The organism is Nocardiopsis sp. L17-MgMaSL7 (assembly GCF_003182025.1).
GTDB classification, from domain to species: domain Bacteria; phylum Actinomycetota; class Actinomycetes; order Streptosporangiales; family Streptosporangiaceae; genus Nocardiopsis; species Nocardiopsis prasina.
The window spans coordinates 221,008-237,011 of sequence record NZ_QGTF01000004.1 but is presented as its reverse complement, the minus strand read 5'-3'; the positions used below and the strand labels follow the sequence as shown (position 1 = coordinate 237,011).

Genomic DNA, 16,004 nt, shown 5'->3' with positions numbered 1-16,004 from the left:
CCGGTCCCGGCCGCGGTGCCCGGGACCGGCGGTTCTCAGTCGCGGTAGCCGCCGGACTCGGCGGTCTGGTCCGCGTACTCCTGCGACTTGGCGAGGGCCTCCTCCACCGTCTGCTGCCCCGCGATGGCCGCGGAGATCTCCTGGGAGACCAGGGTGCCGAGGTCCTGGAACTCGGGAATGGACACGTACTGGACCCCGGTCCAGGGCTGCGGGTGCACTCCGGGCTGCTCCACGTCGACGTTGTCGATGGCGTCGTAGGTGGGCTCGGCGAAGGCCTCGGCGGCCTCCTGGTACTCGGGGATGTCGTAGGTCGAGACGCGCGAACCGGGCGGGACGCGCTCCCAGCCCAGTTCCTCACCGACGAGCTGGTGGTACTCCTTGGACGTGGCCCAGGAGACGAACTCCCACGCGGCCTCGGGGTCGGTGGAGGTGGAGGGGATCGACAGGGCCCAGGCCCACAGCCAGCCCGCGTGCTCGGTCTCCATGGTCGGCGCGGCGACGTAGCCGATGTCGCCGACGACGCTGCTGGAGTCCGGGTCCTCGAGGTTGCCCGCCGCGACGGTGGAGTCGTAGAACATGGCGGCGTCGCCCTGGGCCATGGTGGTGAGGCACTCGGTGAAGCCCGCGTTGGGGGCACCCGACTGTCCGTGGTCGCGGACGAGGTCCACGTACGTCTGCACGGCCTCCTGTACCTCGGGCGAGTCCAGGTGGGCGTTCCAGTCCTCGTCGTACCACTGGCCGCCGTAGGTGAGGATCACGGAGTTGAGCGGGGCCAGGAGCTCGCCCCAGCCCGGGACCCCGCGCAGGCAGATCCCGGCGGTGCCGGAGTCGGGGTCGTCCAGTTCGGCCGCGAACTCGGCGACCTCCTCCCAGGTGGGCCGCTCCGGCATGTCCAGGCCGGCCTCCTCGAAGAGGTCCTCGCGGTACATGAGGAACGAGGACTCACCGTAGAAGGGCGCCCCGTACATCTGGTCCTCGTGGGACAGGGCGGAGCGCACCGTGGGGATGATGTCGTCGATCTCGTAGGCCGGGTCGGCTGCGTACTCGTCGAGGCTGAGGATCCACTCGTTCTCGGCCCAGATCGGCACCTCGTAGGTGCCGATGGTGACGACGTCGTACTGGCCGCCCTGGGTGGCGATGTCCTGGGTCACGCGGTCGCGGAGCTGGTTCTCGGGCAGGACCACGAACTCGACCGTGATGTCGGGGTGCTCGTCGTTGAACTCCGACGCGAGCGCCTCGATGTCCTCCATCTGCGGGTTGGAGACCGTGGCGACGGTGACGACCCGGTCGCCGTCCGCCCCGGCGCCCCCGGCCCCCGAGCAGCCGGTGGCGATCAGGGCCAGTCCGGTGGCCGCCGCGGCGAGCGGCACGCCTCCCGGTGCTTTCGTGGTCATGACTTCCTCCTGGGGGGTTGGGCAGGCAGGGACCGTGGAACCGCGTGAGGCAGGGGGCCGTGCGGTCTTCCACGGACGCCGGCCGCTCATATGAGCGAACTGAACTTCACATGAGCGGCCCGGGCCTTATTTAAGTTGTGACGGGTGTCACCGGTCAACCCGTGGTGCAATAATGGGCAATACTCCGCTCGTTTGAGCGACACCACTGGAGGGCGTAGATGAAGCACGCGTTCCGACCCGCGGAACTGATCCGCGCCACCGCGGTCGCCCGCAGGTACTACCTCGCGGGTGACTCCAAGATCCGGATCGCCGAGGACTTCGGCATCAGCCGGTTCAAGGTGGCGCGCATCCTCGAGGAGGCCCGCGACGTCGGGATCGTCCGCATCGAGATCGCCGAACCGACCGAGGTCGACACCGCTCTCTCCCAGCGCCTGAGCACGGCCTACGGCCTCAAGCAGGCGGTGGTGGTCGCCCACGCGGGGGAGGGCGAGGCCCTCCACCGCAGCCTGGGGCGCATCGCCGCCGAGTACCTGACCGAGATCCTCGACGAGGGCGACACCCTCGGACTGGCCTGTTCCCGCACCCTCAACGCGATGACGCTCGCCCTGGGCGACCTGCCCCGGTGCACGGTCGTGCAGCTCACCGGTGTGCTGCCCGGCGGGGTCGAGGAGAACTCGGTCGAGCTCGTGCGGCGCGTGGCCAGCCTCGCGCGCGGCCCGGCCTTCCCCATCTACGCGCCGCTGGTGGTGTCCGACCCCGCCACGGCGGAGGCACTGCGCAGCCAGCCCCAGGTGGCCGACGCCATGCAGCGCTACGGAGAACTCGACAAGGCCGTGGTGGCCATCGGTTCGTGGTCGCCCACCCTCTCCCTGGTCCGCGACGCCCTGCCCGCGTCGGAGGGGGCCGCCCTCGAACGCGAGGGGGTCCAGGCGGAGGTGTGCGCCCGCACCGTGGACGTGCACGGCGCCCCCATCGCCCCGGAGCTGACCTCCCGCATCATCGCCATCACCCTGGAGCAGCTCCGCGCGGTCCCCGAGGTCATCGCCGTGGCCGGTGGCACCGGCAAGACCCAGGCCATCCACTCCATCCTCAAGACCGGGGTGATCTCCTCACTGGTCACCGACACCACGACGGCACGCATCCTCGTCGAGTCAGCGAGGCCCTGACCTCCACGACGGCTTCGACCCCCCTCACCCTCACGGAGCAGACATGACACTCGTCGCCGGAATCGACAGCTCGACTCAGTCCTGCAAGATCGTGGTGTGTGACGCCACGACCGGAAAGGTGGTGCGGGAAGGCCGCGCACCCCACCCCGACGGAACCGAGACCGATCCCGCGCACTGGTGGACGGCGCTGACCACGGCCTCCTCGGGACTGCTCGACGACGTCTCGGCCGTGTCCGTGGCCGGTCAGCAGCACGGCATGGTGGTGGTCGACGACGACGGCGAGGTCGTCCGGCCGGCGCTGTTGTGGAACGACGCCCGCTCCGCCGGGGCCGCCCACGACCTGATCGAGGAACTCGGCGGGCCGAGGGCCTGGGCGGACGCGGTGAGCAACGTGCCCGTGGCCAGCCTGACCGTCAGCAAGCTCCGCTGGTTCGCCGAACACGAACCCGACCTGGCCGCGCGGGCGCGCGGTGTGATGCTCCCCCATGACTGGCTGACCTGGCGGCTGGGCGGGTCCCGCACCGCGCCGACAACCGACCGGGGCGACGCCTCCGGCACCGGGTACTGGTCGCCCTCCGACGGCGCGTACCGCACCGACCTGCTGGTGCGCGCCTTCGGCCGGGAACTCGACCTGCCCCGCGTGGCCTCCCCTTCCGAGGCCGTGGGCCACACCCCGGAGGGCGTCGTCATCGCCCCCGGCACCGGCGACAACATGGGCACGGCGTTGGGTCTGGGCCTGCGCCCGGGCGACGCCGTGGTCTCCCTGGGCACCAGCGGCACCGTGTTCGCTGCGCACGACCGTCCCGCGCACGACCCCACCGGCACGGTCTGCGGGTTCGCCGACGCCACCGGCCGGTTCCTGCCCCTCGCGTGCACCCTGAACGCCGCACGGGTGCTCAGCGCCACCGCCGCGATGCTCGGCACCGGCCTGGCCGGGCTGGACGCCCTCGCCCTGAGCGCCGAACCGGGCGCGGACGGGGTGGTCCTGCTGCCCTACCTGGACGGGGAGCGCACCCCGGAGCTGCCGCACGCGACGGGATCGCTGCACGGCCTGCGCCGGGACAACATGCGCCCGGAGAACATCGCGCGCGCCGCCGTGGAGGGCATGCTGTGCGGGCTGGCCGACGGGCTGGCCGCCATGACCGAGAGCGGTGTCCCGGTCGAGCGCGTCCTGCTCGTGGGAGGCGGCGCCCGCTCGGCCGCCGTGCGCGCGGTGGCGCCGCTCGTGTTGGGCGCTCCCACCGTGGTGCCGCCCGCCGCCGAGTACGTGGCCATCGGCGCGGCCCGCCAGGCCGCCTGGACGCTCGCCGGTACCGCCGAGCCTCCCGTGTGGCCCCTGGGAGCCCCGGAAGAGGAGTCCAGCCAGGCACCCGAGGTGGGTCTGCGGGTCCGCGAACGCTACGCCGAGCACCGCCGGGCCGCCCACGGCGTCTGACCGGCCCCCGACACGGAGACGGGGATTCGGTACTCTGTTCCGTCGCGGGCCGGGCAGAACGGACACGAGTGGCGGGAGAGCGCATGTCGGTCGAGGAGCGGCTGAGGGTACCCATCGGATCGGCCCCCGGCTGGTCGACGGCGCCCGACTGCCGCCGCGTGCTGGTCGTGGCGCACACCGTCACCACCCTCACGCGGCTGCTCGACATTCTTCCGCTGCTCGAATCCGATCCCCGAATCCAGATCGTCTTCACCCGCGCGCGCACGTCCAATTTCCGCGAGGGCGTCACCGAATTCCTCGGTGACATCGGCGCCGTCGTCGCACCATGGGAACAGGCGATGGAGGAGGAATTCGACCTGGCCATCGCCGCGAGTTACGGCGATGACCTGCACCTGATCAAGGCCCCCTTGGTCGTCTTCTCCCATGGTGCCGGGTACAATAAACTCATGAAACCGGAAACCGGAAACCGGAAACCGGAAACCGGAAACCGGAAACCGGAAACCGGAAACCGGAAACCGGAAACCGGAAACCGGAAACCGGAAACCGTGACGTGACGGACTCCCCGGAAACCGACGCCGTGTTCGGCCTGGCCGCCCCCACCCTGCTGCGGGACGGGGAGCTGATCCCCGCGGCCCTCGTGCTCTCCCACACCGAACAGCTCGACCGGCTCCGCGCCGCCTGCCCCGAGGCGGTCGACTCCGCGGTCGTCGCCGGAGACCCCACCCACGACCGCATCCTGGCCGGACTCCCCTGGCGCGAGCGCTACCGCGACCACCTGGAGACGGGCGCGCGCAGGCTGGTCCTGGTCAGTTCCACCTGGGGGCCCACCTCCCTCCTGGGCGCCTGGCCCGGCTTCCTCAACACCCTCCTCACCGAACTTCCCGTGGACGAGTACCGCGTGGCCCTCGCCCTGCACCCCAACGTCTGGCACGGCCACGGCACCTGGCAGGTGCGGTCCTGGCTGGCCACGGCCGAACGCTCCGGGCTCCGCGTGCTGCCGCCCCGGCAGGGCTGGCAGGCGGTGCTGGTCGCCGCCGACCACGTGATCGGTGACCACGGTTCGGTCACCTTCTACGGCGCCGCCCAGGGCACGCACACCATGCTGGCGACCTTCCCCCACCACGAGATGGCCGACGACTCCCCCATCGCCGCGTTCGGCCGGGCCGCCACCCGGCTGCGCGCGGACCGGCCCCTGCTGCCCCAGGTGCTGGCCGACGCCGCCGAGCACAAGCCCGACCGGTTCTCCGCCCACACCGACCTGCTCAACTCCGTACCCGGCCGGTCCGGGCAGATCCTGCGCGCGACCTTCTACCGGCTCCTGAACCTGTCCGAGCCCGAACAGGCCCTGCGCGTGCTGCCGCCGGACCCGCCGGTCCCCCACCGACGCGGATGGCCCGACGCCGCGGACACCACGCCGCTGTGGTGCACGGTCCTGGAGGAGAAGGACGGGCTCCGGGTCCGCCGACTCCCCGCAGAGGCCGTCGACGCCGCACGGATGCCGCTGGACCGACCCCACCTGGCCGCCCACGCGGACGAGACCCAGGCCCGTTGGTTCGATGCGGCCTGCCTCCTCCTCTGCGGCCCCGGTTCGGAGGGCCCCCGGGAGGCCGCCTCCTGGGAGCGCCTGCGGGCACGGCTGGCCGACCACCCCCGCGCCCACCTGGCGGTGGCGGCGGACGGACCCGACTGCCTGGTCGTCGACCGCGACGGCGCGCGGGTGCGCCTCGTGGCGGACTCCCCCCACCAGGGGGTCGACCCCACCGCCGCCGCCTCCGCCTACTGGCACCTGTGGGTCGAGGGACGGGGACCCGAGCGGGACCTTCCGGTGCTCCTCGGCGAGCACCGGCTCGCCTTCACCGTCCACCGCCTGCGAGGCGAGTGACCCGGGGCGGGGTCAGGCGCCGATCCGTTCCCGGACCTCGGCGGCCTCCCGCACGGCCTCGGCGGCCTCGTACGCGTCCAGCGCTCGGCGCAGTTCCGCCCGGGCGGCGACCGGGTCCCGCTCCGCGAGGGCGTCGGCGCGCGCCACGTACACGTCTCCGACCCGGCGCTGGTCTCCGAGGAGGCGGTGCGACGCGACCGCCCCGTCGTACTCCTCCAGCGCCTCGTCGAGTCGCCCCTGGCGCACCCGCAGGTCCGCCAGGGCCTTGTGGGTGCGGGCCCGGTTCTGGTGGTCGTCCTCGGAGAGCAGGTCACGGGCCCGGAGGATGCGCCGCTCGGCCTGCGGCAGCCGACCAGCTCCCAGGTGGGCCACGCCCTCCTTGCGCACCATGATGTGCAGTGCCCTCGGGTCCACCGGGTCCATCCCCTCGGCGATCCGGGTCGCGGCGGCGAAGTGCCCGCTCGCGGCGTCGCACCGGCCCTCGTCCGCCTCGATGTCCGCGAGGGCGTCGAGTGCGGTGAGCCGCACCAGCGGGTGCGCGCCCTCCGCGAGCTCCAGGGCGAGTTCGGCCTCACGGCGTGCCTCCGCCCAGTTCCGGTCCCGGCGGTAGGCGATGGCGGTCTGCACGCGCAGTCGGGAGAGACGGGCCGGTTCGAGGCGGTGGGTCCCCTCCGTGGCCCTGAGCAGAGGGCTCTGCGCGTCGACCACGTCGGTGAAGTAGCCGGAGAGGAACCAGAAGGGCCACAGCACCTCGCACAGTTCGGCCGCCATCGCGTGGTGCCCCGCGCGCACGGCGTCGAGAACCACCCTGACCAGCGTGCGGCGTTCGACGTACAACGCCCGCCGGGCCTCCCCGACCGTCGCGAAGGAGCGGGCCGAACGGGCGCCCTCCGGGAAGGCGGACCGGCCGTCGAGGTCCCGCTGGAGCCAACGGCCGGGCATCAGGCGCCGGTGCGCGGCGTACGCGATCGCGTAGTAGTGGGCGAGGACGCGTTCGGGTGTGTCCATGGCCTGCTCCGGGTCGGGAGGAAAGGTCGTCCTCATGCTCCGTGTCGTGAAGCGGTACCGGAGCGAACCCTCTCCCGTCGTCCGGTGCAGGACCCCCCGTTCGACCAACACGTCCAGCCGCGCGCGGGCCTCGACCGGATCCGTCCCGGGGTGGAGGAGCGACACGGCCAGGTCCACGCCGAAGTCGCTGTCGGGGTGCTGCGCGAGCAGGACCGCCAGTGCCCGCTGGTCCCCGGTCAGCCCGGCGAAGTCCCCGCGGTCACGCGGCTGGTGGCCGAGGATGGCTGCCGCCCCGAAGGTGCGCCGGTGCGCGGCGGCCAGCGGGTCCCCGTCTTCGGACCTGAACAGGCGTTCGGTGACGACGTCGAAGGCGTAGTCGGCGACCAGCCCGGGATTGCCCCGGGCGGCGGACACGAAGTCGGAGACCATCGCCCGGTCCCGTTCACCCTCCACGGCGACCTTGGCCTGCTGGAGGAACATCGTGGTGGCGTCCGCGTCCGACAGTCCCTCCAGTGTGACGTCCTCCCAGTCGACGTGTCTGATCCGGCGCAGGTCCTCGCGGCCCAGCGTCCTCAGATCGAACCGGTGGGAGCCGGTGACCACGGTGAGGCTGCCCGGGGAGGTCGCGAAGAAGGGAAGGGCCTCCGTGATGCTGCGGGGCGCGTCCACCATCACCGCGACACCGCTCCGCCACCGCGCGCTCCGGTGCAGCATCTCCCACCGCCGTTCCGGAGTGGCCGGGACGTCCGCCTCCTGGACCCCCATGAGGCGGAGGAACTGCGCGACGGCCACGCCCGGGTCCTCGCGGGACAGGTCCACGAAGTAGTAGCCGCCGGGGAAGCGTCGGCGGTCCCGCTCGAAGCTGTCGTAGAGGAGCTTGAGGCCGAAGGCGGTGGTCCCGCCGCCCTGCCCGGGGGCGTACACCGTGAGCACGGTCGAGGTGCCCCGGCGCTCCTCCAGGGCCCGGCGTGCCTTCGTCAGGGGGTCGTTCCGGTCCACGAAGCGCGGCGGCGCCAGGAGACCGAAGGCGTGTTCGGCCGACTCGCCGCAGGCGCTGTCAACGAGGTTGATCGTGAGGTGGTCACCCATGATGGCGGTGCCGCTCACGTCGCGGACCGAGTTGGTCGTGCTGTTCCTGGGCGACACTTCGCTCAACGGGTCCACCTCATCGGTGCGTCACTGCTGGGGGCACCCGCAGCCTATCCAGACCAGGGCCGACGGGGGTGAAGGGCCTCGCGGGTGGCCGCCTCCGGCCACGGGGTCCGACGTGCTCGCGGGCGGGATCAGGACCTCGTTTCCCTCACGCGTCATCCCCGCGTGGCGCTTCCGTGACCCCCGGGTCCGACTGCCCTAGCGTGGGTCGGACTCCCCACGACCCCGGCGGGAAGACACGGAACGGTGAGCATGAACTCCACCCCTCTGCGCCAGCTCGGCGCCTCCGACCTGCACGTCAGCCCCCTGACCCTGGGCGGCAACGTCTTCGGGTGGACCGCGGACGAGGCCACCTCGTTCGCGGTCCTGGACGCCTACCACGCGGCGGGCGGCAACTTCGTCGACACCGCCGACTCGTACTCGGTCTGGGCCGAGGGGCACACCGGCGGCGAGTCCGAGGAGGTCATCGGCCGGTGGCTGGCCAGCCGGGGCCGCGACCGCACCCTGGTCGCCACCAAGGTGAGCCAGCACCCGGAGTTCCTGGGACTGTCCGCCGGTAACGTCCGGGCCGCCGCCGAGGCCTCCCTGGGGCGCCTCGGCGTGGACACGATCGACCTCTACTACGCGCACTTCGACGACCCCGAGACGCCCGTGGCCGAGAGCGCCGAGGCCTTCTCATCGCTGGTCGAGGAGGGACGGGTCAGGTACGTGGGCCTGTCCAACCACGCACCGAACCGCATCAGGGAGTGGCTGGACGCCTGTGACCGGAACGGGTGGCACCGACCGGTGTGCGTGCAGCCGCAGTACAACCTGGTCGAACGCGGGATCGAGCGGGACCTGGTGCCGCTGGCCCGCGCCGAGGGGTTGGCGCTGCTGCCCTACTTCGGCCTGGCCCGGGGCTTCCTCACCGGCAAGTACCGGCCGGGCGCCACGGACGACGGCAGTCCCCGGGCCGCCAGCGCCCGCGCCTACCTGGAGCACCCGCGTGGCGAGCGGGTCCTGGCGGCGCTGGACACGATCGCGGCCGAGCGGTCGGTGGAGCCGTCCACGGTCGCCCTGGCCTGGCTGGTCGCGCGCCCCGGGGTGACCTCGGTGCTGTCCAGCGCCCGTGAGCCCCGCCAGCTGGAGGCGCTGCTGGCCATGGCGGACCTGCGCCTGACCGCCGAGGAGACCGCTCTCCTGGACGCGGCGTCCGCCTGACCCCGTCCGGGGCGGGGAGAGCGTGCGGGAGGCAGCCCCGCGCTCACCCGGCGTCGGCGAGCAGTTCCCTGACCAGAGCGGCGACCTGCCCGGTCTCGACGAGGAACCCGTCGTGGCCGTGCGGGGAGCCGATCACCCGCACCTGACCGGGCCGGGGCAGGTGGCGGGCGATCTCCCGCTGCTGCGAGAGCGGGTACAGGTGGTCGCTGTCGATCCCCGCGACGATCGTTCGCTCCGGCAACGCGGCCAGCGCGGCCGCCGCTCCTCCGCGGCCGCGTCCGACGTCGTGCCCGTTCATCGCCTCGGTGAGCAGCACGTAGCTGGCCGGATCGAAGCGCCGAGCCAGCTTCCACGCCTGGTGGTCGAGGTAGGACTCCACCGCGTACCGCCCCTCGGCGCCCGGATCCTCCCCACGCTGCGCGGCGCGGCCGAAGCGCGCGTCGAACTCACCCGCGCCGCGATAGGTGACGTGGGCGATCCGTCGCGCCACGCCGAGGCCGTCCACCGGGGCCCGGCCGGTGGAGTGGTAGTCGCCGCCGAACCAGTCCGGGTCCGCGCGTACGGCGTGCAGCTGCGGGGCGGCCCAGGCGATCTGCCAGGCGGTGGTAGCCGCGGGGCAGGCCAGGAGCAGAGCCCGGCGGACCCGCGCGGGGTGGGTGAGGGCCCACTCCAGGGCGCGCATCCCGCCCATGGAACCGCCGATCACCGCCGCCCACGCGTCCACGCCCAGCGCGTCCGCGAGCGCCTCCTCGGCACGGACGGAGTCGCGCAGGGTGATCCTGGGGAACCTGCTCCCCCATGGGCGGCCGTCGGGGGCGTCCGAGGACGGACCGGTGCTGCCCTGGCAGCCGCCCAGGACGTTGGGGGCCACCACCAGGTAGCGGTCGGTGTCCAGTGCCCTGCCTGGGCCGACGACCCCCTCCCACCATCCGGAGCTGGGCTGGCCCGGGCCGGGTGGCCCGGTCACGTGGGAGTCCCCGGTGAGGGCGTGCAGCACGAGCACCGCGTTGGTGCCCCGGGAGTTGAGTCGCCCCCAGGTCTGGTAGGCCAGGCGCACCCCGGGCAGACGCTCTCCCGACTCCAGTTCCAGGGGGTGCTCCAGGCCGACCCAGCGGCGCCGCCCGACGGGGTCGCCCTCGCGCCAGCCGCCCCGGGCCGGTCGGGTCCCCGGCGGGACGGGGAGGGCGGGAGCGGGGCCCGGACCGTCCTGACGCGGACGGGCCGGACCCACCGGTCGCGGACGACCGGTCACTGGTGCGCCTTGGCGGCGCGGAAGCCGAGTTCGAGGTCGGCGCGCAGGTCGTCGACGTGCTCCAGGCCCACCGCGAGCCGGACCAGCCCGGGGGTGACTCCGGCGGCGGCCTGTTCCTCGGGGGCCAGCTGGCTGTGGGTGGTGCTGGCCGGGTGAACGATGAGGCTGCGCACGTCACCGATGTTGACGAGCTGGCTGAACAGCTCGGTGCCGTCGACGAAGGCCCGCCCGGCGTCCACTCCCCCGCGCAGCTCGAAGGACACGACCGCCCCGGCGCCCCTGGGCAGGTACTTCCGGGCCAGGGCGTGGAAGGGGCTGGAGGCCAGACCCGCGTAGTGGACGCGTTCGACCTCGTCGCGCCCCTCCAGCCACTCGGCCAACGCCCGCGTGTTGCTGACGTGGCGGTCGATCCGCAGCGAGAGGGTCTCGATCCCCTGGAGGACGAGGAAGGAGTTGAACGGGGCGATGGCTGCGCCGGTGTCGCGCAGCAGCTGCACCCGGAGTTTAGCCGCGTAGGCGCCCGGGCCGAGCGCGTCCCAGTACCTGAGCCCGTGGTAGCTGGGGTCGGGCTCCACGAATCCGGGGAAGCGGTCGCCGTGCGCGCCGAAGTCGAAGCTGCCCGCGTCCACGACCACTCCGGCGACGGTGGTGCCGTGGCCGCCGAGGTACTTGGTGGCGGAGTGCACGACCACGTCGGCGCCGAAGTCGATGGGACGCAGCAGGTAGGGGGTGGGCACGGTGTTGTCCACGACCAGCGGGACGCCGACCCCGTGGGCGGCGTCGGCCACCGCCCGCACGTCCAGGACGTTGCCGCCCGGGTTGGCCAGGGTCTCGGCGAAGTAGAGCTTGGTCTCGGACCGGGTCGCGGCCCGCCACGACTCGGGGTCGTCCTGGTCCTCCACGAAGGACACCTGGACGCCGAGCTTGGGCAGCGTGTGGTGGAGGAGGTTGTAGGTGCCTCCGTAGAGGAGCGAGCTGGACACCAGGTGGTCACCGGCGCCGACCAGGTTGAGCAGGGCCGAGGTGACGGCGGCCGAGCCGGAGGCGAAGGCGACCGCGCCCACACCGCCTTCCAGGGCGGCGACGCGCTGTTCGAGGACGTCCTGGGTGGGGTTGCCGATGCGGGTGTAGATGTTGCCCGGCTCGGCCAGGCTGAACAGGTCGGCGCCGTGCTGGCTGTCCCGGAACACGTACGAGGTGGTCTGGTAGATCGGGGTCGCCCGCGCGTTGGTCGCGGGGTCGGGCTCGGCCCCGGCGTGGATCTGCTGGGTCTCGAAGGACCAGGACCGGACGCGGGTGGTGTCGGTGCTCAACGAAAGCCCCTTTACGAATAAAGCCAACCGGAAAAGTAGGGAATCAGGTCGAGGCTAGCACCCGCCCATCAGCCATGGCCAGGGATCAGCCGAATCCCCGACGCCCCCACCCTCCGGGCGGGTGGTACCGCCCGATTCAGGTGGTTTCACTTAGGGTGATTGAGCGACTCCTACGGGCAATTTCGCCCGTCCGTCAACACCACGGGGGACGACACGACATGAGCACCGACCTTCCCGACGGCCCGGGTGACGACCCGGGCTCCTTCGACGAGTTCCTGGCGCGGTTCCTCAGCGGGTCCCGGGGCCCCGTCCGCCGCGTCGACCTCTCCAAGCTGATGGACCCCGAGGCGCAGAGGGTGGCCGACGCCGCCGTCCGGCGCACCCTGGAGAGCGGTGGGGCCGACGTCGACTCCGTCCACCTGCTGTGGTCGCTCCTGCGCTACCCGCCGATCCGCGAGCTGCTGGGGCGGACCGACACCGACCTGGCCCCGCTGGAGGACGTGGTGGACCAGGCCGTCGCCCAGACACCCCGCGCGGCGCGCGGCGGCTCGCCCCGGCTCACGCCCGCCGCCAAGCGCGCCTTCCTCGACTCCCTCCAGATCGCCCGCGCCACCGGTAGCGCCAGCATCACACCCGAGCACCTGCTGTTCGCGCTGGCGGTCACCCCCGACGCTCCGGTCGGACAGCTCCTGCGGGACTCCGGGGTCACCCCGCAGGCGCTCCAGAAGGCCGCCGGGGCGGTGCCCGCGAGCGAGCAGGGCGAGTCCGCCCCCTCCGACACCCCCCAACTGGACGAGTTCGGCACCGACATGACCGCGCTCGCCCGGGAGGGGCGCCTGGACCCGGTGATCGGCCGGGACGACGAGGTCGAACAGTGCATCGAGGTGCTGGCGCGACGGCGCAAGAACAACCCGGTGCTCACCGGCGATCCCGGCGTGGGCAAGACCGCCATCGTGGAGGGCATCGCCCAGCGCATCTTCGACGACGACGTCCCCGAGACCCTGCGCGGCCGACGCCTGGTCCAGCTCGACCTCTCGGGCATCGTCGCGGGCACCCGGTACCGGGGCGACTTCGAGGAACGGCTCAACGCCATCGTGGACGAGATCCGCGCACGGTCGGACGAGCTGCTGATCTTCATCGACGAGATCCACACCCTGGTCGGGGCGGGCGCGTCCGAGGGCTCGACCAGCGCCGGGAACATGCTCAAGCCGGCTCTGGCCCGCGGCGAACTGCACATCATCGGTGCGACCACCGTCGACGAGTACCGCAAGAACATCGAGAAGGACGCCGCCCTGGAGCGCCGGTTCCAACCGATCCAGGTGCCCGAGCCGTCCGTGCAGGACACCGTCGAGATCCTGCGGGGGCTGCGGGACCGCTACGAGGCGCACCACCAGGTGCGGTTCAGCGACGACAGCCTGGTCGCCGCGGCGGAACTGAGCGACCGCTACGTCACCGACCGGTTCCTGCCCGACAAGGCCATCGACCTCGTCGACCAGGCCGGAGCCCGGGTCCGGTTGCGCCTGAAGACCTCCAGCTCGGCCCTGCGCGAGCTGGAACGCAAGCTCAAGGACCTGGAGGAACGCAAGGACCGGGCGGTCCAGGAGGAGAACTACGAGCGGGCCTCCGCGCTGCGCGACGAGATCAACGCGGCAAAGGGCAACGTGCACCAGGCGCGCGGAACCGGTTCGGCGGTTCCGGAGGTGAGCCCCGCCGACATCGCGGAGGTGGTCTCGCGCAGCACGGGTATCCCGGTGGCTCAGCTGACCCAGGAGGAACGGGAACGGCTGGTCAACCTGGAGGAGGTGCTGCACGACCGCGTGATCGGCCAGGACGAGGCGGTCACCGCCGTCTCGGAGGCAATCCGTCGCAACCGCGCCGGGTTGGGCGACCCCGACCGGCCGGTGGGCAGCTTCCTGTTCCTGGGACCGACCGGCGTGGGCAAGACCGAGCTGGCCCGGGCCCTGGCGGAGGCGCTGTTCGGGGCGGAGGACGCCATGGTCCGGATCGACATGAGCGAGTTCCAGGAACGGCACACCACCAGCAGGCTCACGGGTGCGCCGCCCGGGTTCGTGGGCTACGAGGAGGCGGGGCAGCTGACCGAGGCGGTCCGCCGACACCCGTACTCGGTGCTGCTGCTCGACGAGATCGAGAAGGCTCACCCGGACGTGTTCAACCTGCTGTTGCAGCTCCTGGACGACGGTCGGCTCACCGACGGCCAGGGCCGGACCGTGGACTTTCGCAACACGGTGGTCATCATGACGAGCAACCTGGGTTCGGAGGCGATCACCGGGAGCGGTCCGATGGGCTTCACCGCGGACGGGCAGATGGACCCCGACACCGAGCGCCGTGTGATGCGACGCCTGAGGGAGGAGTTCCGTCCGGAGTTCCTGAACCGTGTGGACGAGATCATCGTCTTCCAGCAGCTGGGTGAGGACGAGATCAGGCAGATCACCACGCTGATGCTGGAGAGTACCGAGGAGCGCCTGCTCGCGCAGGACATCCGGGTGCGCTTCACCGACGAGGCGATCGACTGGCTGTCCCGGCGCGGCTACCAGCCCGAGTTCGGCGCCCGTCCCCTGGCCAGGACCATCCAGCGCAACGTGGGCAACCGGCTCTCCCGCATGGTGCTGGACCGCCAGGTGCTTCCCGGCGACCAGGTGGTGGTCGACGTGGACGGTGAGGACCAGCTCACCATCTCCACCGTTCCGCCGAGCTGAGGCGTGGGCCCGGGTCCCGGAGGAGACGCCTCCGGGACCCGGCCGGGGTCAGGCGGACAGACCGCTGGTGCGGATCTGGTCGCGGATCCACTCCCCCGCGGGCTTCAGCGAGTCGGTGCCGGTGAACGGCCCTCCGGCGTCGCAGGTACCGGTCTCGAAGACCGCGCCGGAGCGGAAGTCGTCCGAGAAGTTCCAGTTCACCCAGCTGATCTGTTCCTGGGCCATGAAGTCGAGGTAGGCCTGGGCGGAGGCGAAGTCGTTGGGGCCGTCGCCGGTGTGCTCCTGGGTGCCGAACTCTGTGACGAACAGGGGCAGCTCCTGGGCCGCCTCACGGAAGACGTCGAAGTGCCCGCCGCTGTGCGAGGCGGCGTAGAAGTGGTAGACGTACATGATGTTGTCGGCGTCCACCGGGTTGTCGACGATCTCGGAGTGGTCGGAGCCCTCCGAGACTCCCAGCGAGGACCAGGCCCGGGTGCCGACCAGCACGACCGCCTCGGGGTCCTGCGCCCGGATCACCGGGATGACCTCCTCGGAGTAGCCCTTCACCGAGTTCCAGGAGACCCCGTTGGGCTCGTTGGCGATCTCGTAGAGGAGGTTGTCCTTGTCGGCGTGCTCGGCGGCGATCTCGGCGAAGAACTCCTTCGCGCTGTCGGTGTTGTGGTTCGGGTCGCCGGGCGTGAGCATGTGCCAGTCGACGATCACGTAGAGGCCGCGCTCGGTGCCCTCCTCGATCAGCTCGTGCACCCGGTCGGTGAAGCCGCGCGGGTCGGTCTCGTAACCGCCCTCCTGGATGTACATGGACACACGCAGCACGTCGGCGCGCCAGTCCTGGGCCAGGGCGTCGAGCGAGGCGTCGGTCAGACACTGGTCGTACCACTGGAGCCCGTGGGAGCTCATGCCGGTGAGCTGGATCGGCTGACCGCTCTCGTCGCAGAGCTTGAGGCCGCACACCTGGAGCTGCCCGTGCTCCTCGACGGCGTTGAGCGCGGTCTGGTCGGAGACGGGGGTGACGTCGTCCGTGGAAACACCGGGGAAGAGGGCGGCGCCGACTAGGAGCGCTCCCAAAGTGGCGATTCCCAGGGTCCTGAAGGGGTGTCTGCGGGGGGCTCCGAGGACGGGGGTGGTGCGGTGACGCGCCATGCGAGGACCTCCAGCGGGGTGCGGACCGGCCGCGCGAGGGGGTTCGCGCGGCCCATATCCGGAAGGAGTGTTACCAGAAGAAGCTAGGCTCCGGTCGCTCAGCCGTCAAGGGCGGTGACTCCCGGTGACCAACCGTGGGGCACACCTCGTCGGTGCGCCCCACGGGCCCGCGATGGCTGGACACGCACACCGTTTCGGGACCGGCGCTCAGGCGGGTTCGGGCTGCGGCTCGGGCCCTGGCGGCTCGGGAACCGGCTCCGGCTCGGGGATCGGGGTCGGGCTCGGCTCCGGCGGAACCGGCTCGGGAGGCATCGGCGCCGGCGGGAAGGGGTCCGGCGGCATGGG

11 protein-coding genes are annotated in these 16,004 nt (G+C 72.1%); 6 read left to right on the top strand and 5 right to left on the bottom strand.

Going from position 1 to position 16,004, the window contains the following annotated elements; genetic code table 11:
• Positions 1-35 precede the first annotated feature (35 nt).
• Positions 36-1,394: a sugar ABC transporter substrate-binding protein gene (locus tag BDW27_RS08865; protein ID WP_110048947.1), complete on the bottom strand. Its 1,359-nt coding sequence runs from the start codon at positions 1,392-1,394 to the stop codon at positions 36-38.
• Between the two features lie 218 nt (positions 1,395-1,612).
• On the opposite strand from BDW27_RS08865, the gene BDW27_RS08860 reads away from it, so the two are divergent.
• The 4 genes from BDW27_RS08860 to BDW27_RS08845 all read left to right on the top strand — a co-directional run bounded on the left by BDW27_RS08860 (position 1,613) and on the right by BDW27_RS08845 (position 5,877).
• The gene (locus BDW27_RS08860; RefSeq protein ID WP_017544685.1) at positions 1,613-2,560 is read left to right on the top strand and encodes a sugar-binding transcriptional regulator; all 948 of its coding nucleotides are present in this window, start codon (positions 1,613-1,615) and stop codon (positions 2,558-2,560) included.
• A 43-nt stretch (positions 2,561-2,603) separates the two neighbouring features.
• Positions 2,604-3,995, top strand: coding sequence for a xylulokinase (xylB, locus tag BDW27_RS08855; RefSeq protein WP_110048946.1), 1,392 nt, complete (start codon positions 2,604-2,606; stop codon positions 3,993-3,995).
• A gap of 83 nt (positions 3,996-4,078) precedes the next feature.
• Complete coding sequence (locus tag BDW27_RS27215) at positions 4,079-4,549, top strand: hypothetical protein (protein WP_158543570.1); 471 nt, start codon at positions 4,079-4,081, stop codon at positions 4,547-4,549.
• Positions 4,546-5,877: a hypothetical protein gene (locus tag BDW27_RS08845; protein ID WP_110048945.1), complete on the top strand. Its 1,332-nt coding sequence runs from the start codon at positions 4,546-4,548 to the stop codon at positions 5,875-5,877. The genes BDW27_RS27215 and BDW27_RS08845 overlap by 4 nt, the downstream gene beginning before the upstream one ends.
• 12 nt (positions 5,878-5,889) lie before the next feature.
• On the opposite strand, the gene BDW27_RS08840 is transcribed toward BDW27_RS08845, so the two are convergent.
• Positions 5,890-8,040, bottom strand: a complete 2,151-nt coding sequence (locus BDW27_RS08840) for a M48 family metallopeptidase (RefSeq protein WP_146223249.1) — start codon at positions 8,038-8,040, stop codon at positions 5,890-5,892.
• Positions 8,041-8,289: 249 nt separating this feature from the next.
• Here BDW27_RS08840 and BDW27_RS08835 point away from each other — a divergent pair, with 249 nt between their 5' ends.
• Positions 8,290-9,237: an aldo/keto reductase gene (locus tag BDW27_RS08835; RefSeq protein ID WP_110048943.1), complete on the top strand. Its 948-nt coding sequence runs from the start codon at positions 8,290-8,292 to the stop codon at positions 9,235-9,237.
• A gap of 43 nt (positions 9,238-9,280) precedes the next feature.
• Here BDW27_RS08835 and BDW27_RS08830 read toward each other — a convergent pair whose 3' ends face one another.
• Complete coding sequence (locus BDW27_RS08830) at positions 9,281-10,468, bottom strand: homoserine O-acetyltransferase (protein ID WP_110049086.1); 1,188 nt, start codon at positions 10,466-10,468, stop codon at positions 9,281-9,283.
• A 17-nt stretch (positions 10,469-10,485) separates the two neighbouring features.
• On the bottom strand, positions 10,486-11,802 hold the full coding sequence (locus BDW27_RS08825) for a bifunctional o-acetylhomoserine/o-acetylserine sulfhydrylase (RefSeq protein ID WP_110048942.1): 1,317 nt from the start codon (positions 11,800-11,802) through the stop codon (positions 10,486-10,488).
• Between the two features lie 218 nt (positions 11,803-12,020).
• Here BDW27_RS08825 and BDW27_RS08820 point away from each other — a divergent pair, with 218 nt between their 5' ends.
• On the top strand, positions 12,021-14,519 hold the full coding sequence (locus BDW27_RS08820; RefSeq protein WP_110048941.1) for an ATP-dependent Clp protease ATP-binding subunit: 2,499 nt from the start codon (positions 12,021-12,023) through the stop codon (positions 14,517-14,519).
• 48 nt (positions 14,520-14,567) lie between these two features.
• Here the strand turns inward: BDW27_RS08820 and BDW27_RS08815 are convergent, their stop codons facing one another.
• Positions 14,568-15,659 carry a glycoside hydrolase family 5 protein gene (locus BDW27_RS08815; protein ID WP_017544677.1) on the bottom strand — a complete coding sequence of 364 codons (1,092 nt, stop codon included), beginning with the start codon at positions 15,657-15,659 and terminating at the stop codon, positions 14,568-14,570.
• Positions 15,660-16,004: the final 345 nt, after the last annotated feature.

Coding starts and splice junctions, on each gene's coding strand:
- BDW27_RS08865 (WP_110048947.1), bottom strand. CDS start 1,394: ATGACCACGAAAGCACCGGGAGGCGTGCCGCTCGCCGCGGCGGCCACC.
- BDW27_RS08860 (WP_017544685.1), top strand. CDS start 1,613: ATGAAGCACGCGTTCCGACCCGCGGAACTGATCCGCGCCACCGCGGTC.
- xylB (WP_110048946.1), top strand. CDS start 2,604: ATGACACTCGTCGCCGGAATCGACAGCTCGACTCAGTCCTGCAAGATC.
- BDW27_RS27215 (WP_158543570.1), top strand. CDS start 4,079: ATGTCGGTCGAGGAGCGGCTGAGGGTACCCATCGGATCGGCCCCCGGC.
- BDW27_RS08835 (WP_110048943.1), top strand. CDS start 8,290: ATGAACTCCACCCCTCTGCGCCAGCTCGGCGCCTCCGACCTGCACGTC.
- BDW27_RS08820 (WP_110048941.1), top strand. CDS start 12,021: ATGAGCACCGACCTTCCCGACGGCCCGGGTGACGACCCGGGCTCCTTC.
- BDW27_RS08815 (WP_017544677.1), bottom strand. CDS start 15,659: ATGGCGCGTCACCGCACCACCCCCGTCCTCGGAGCCCCCCGCAGACAC.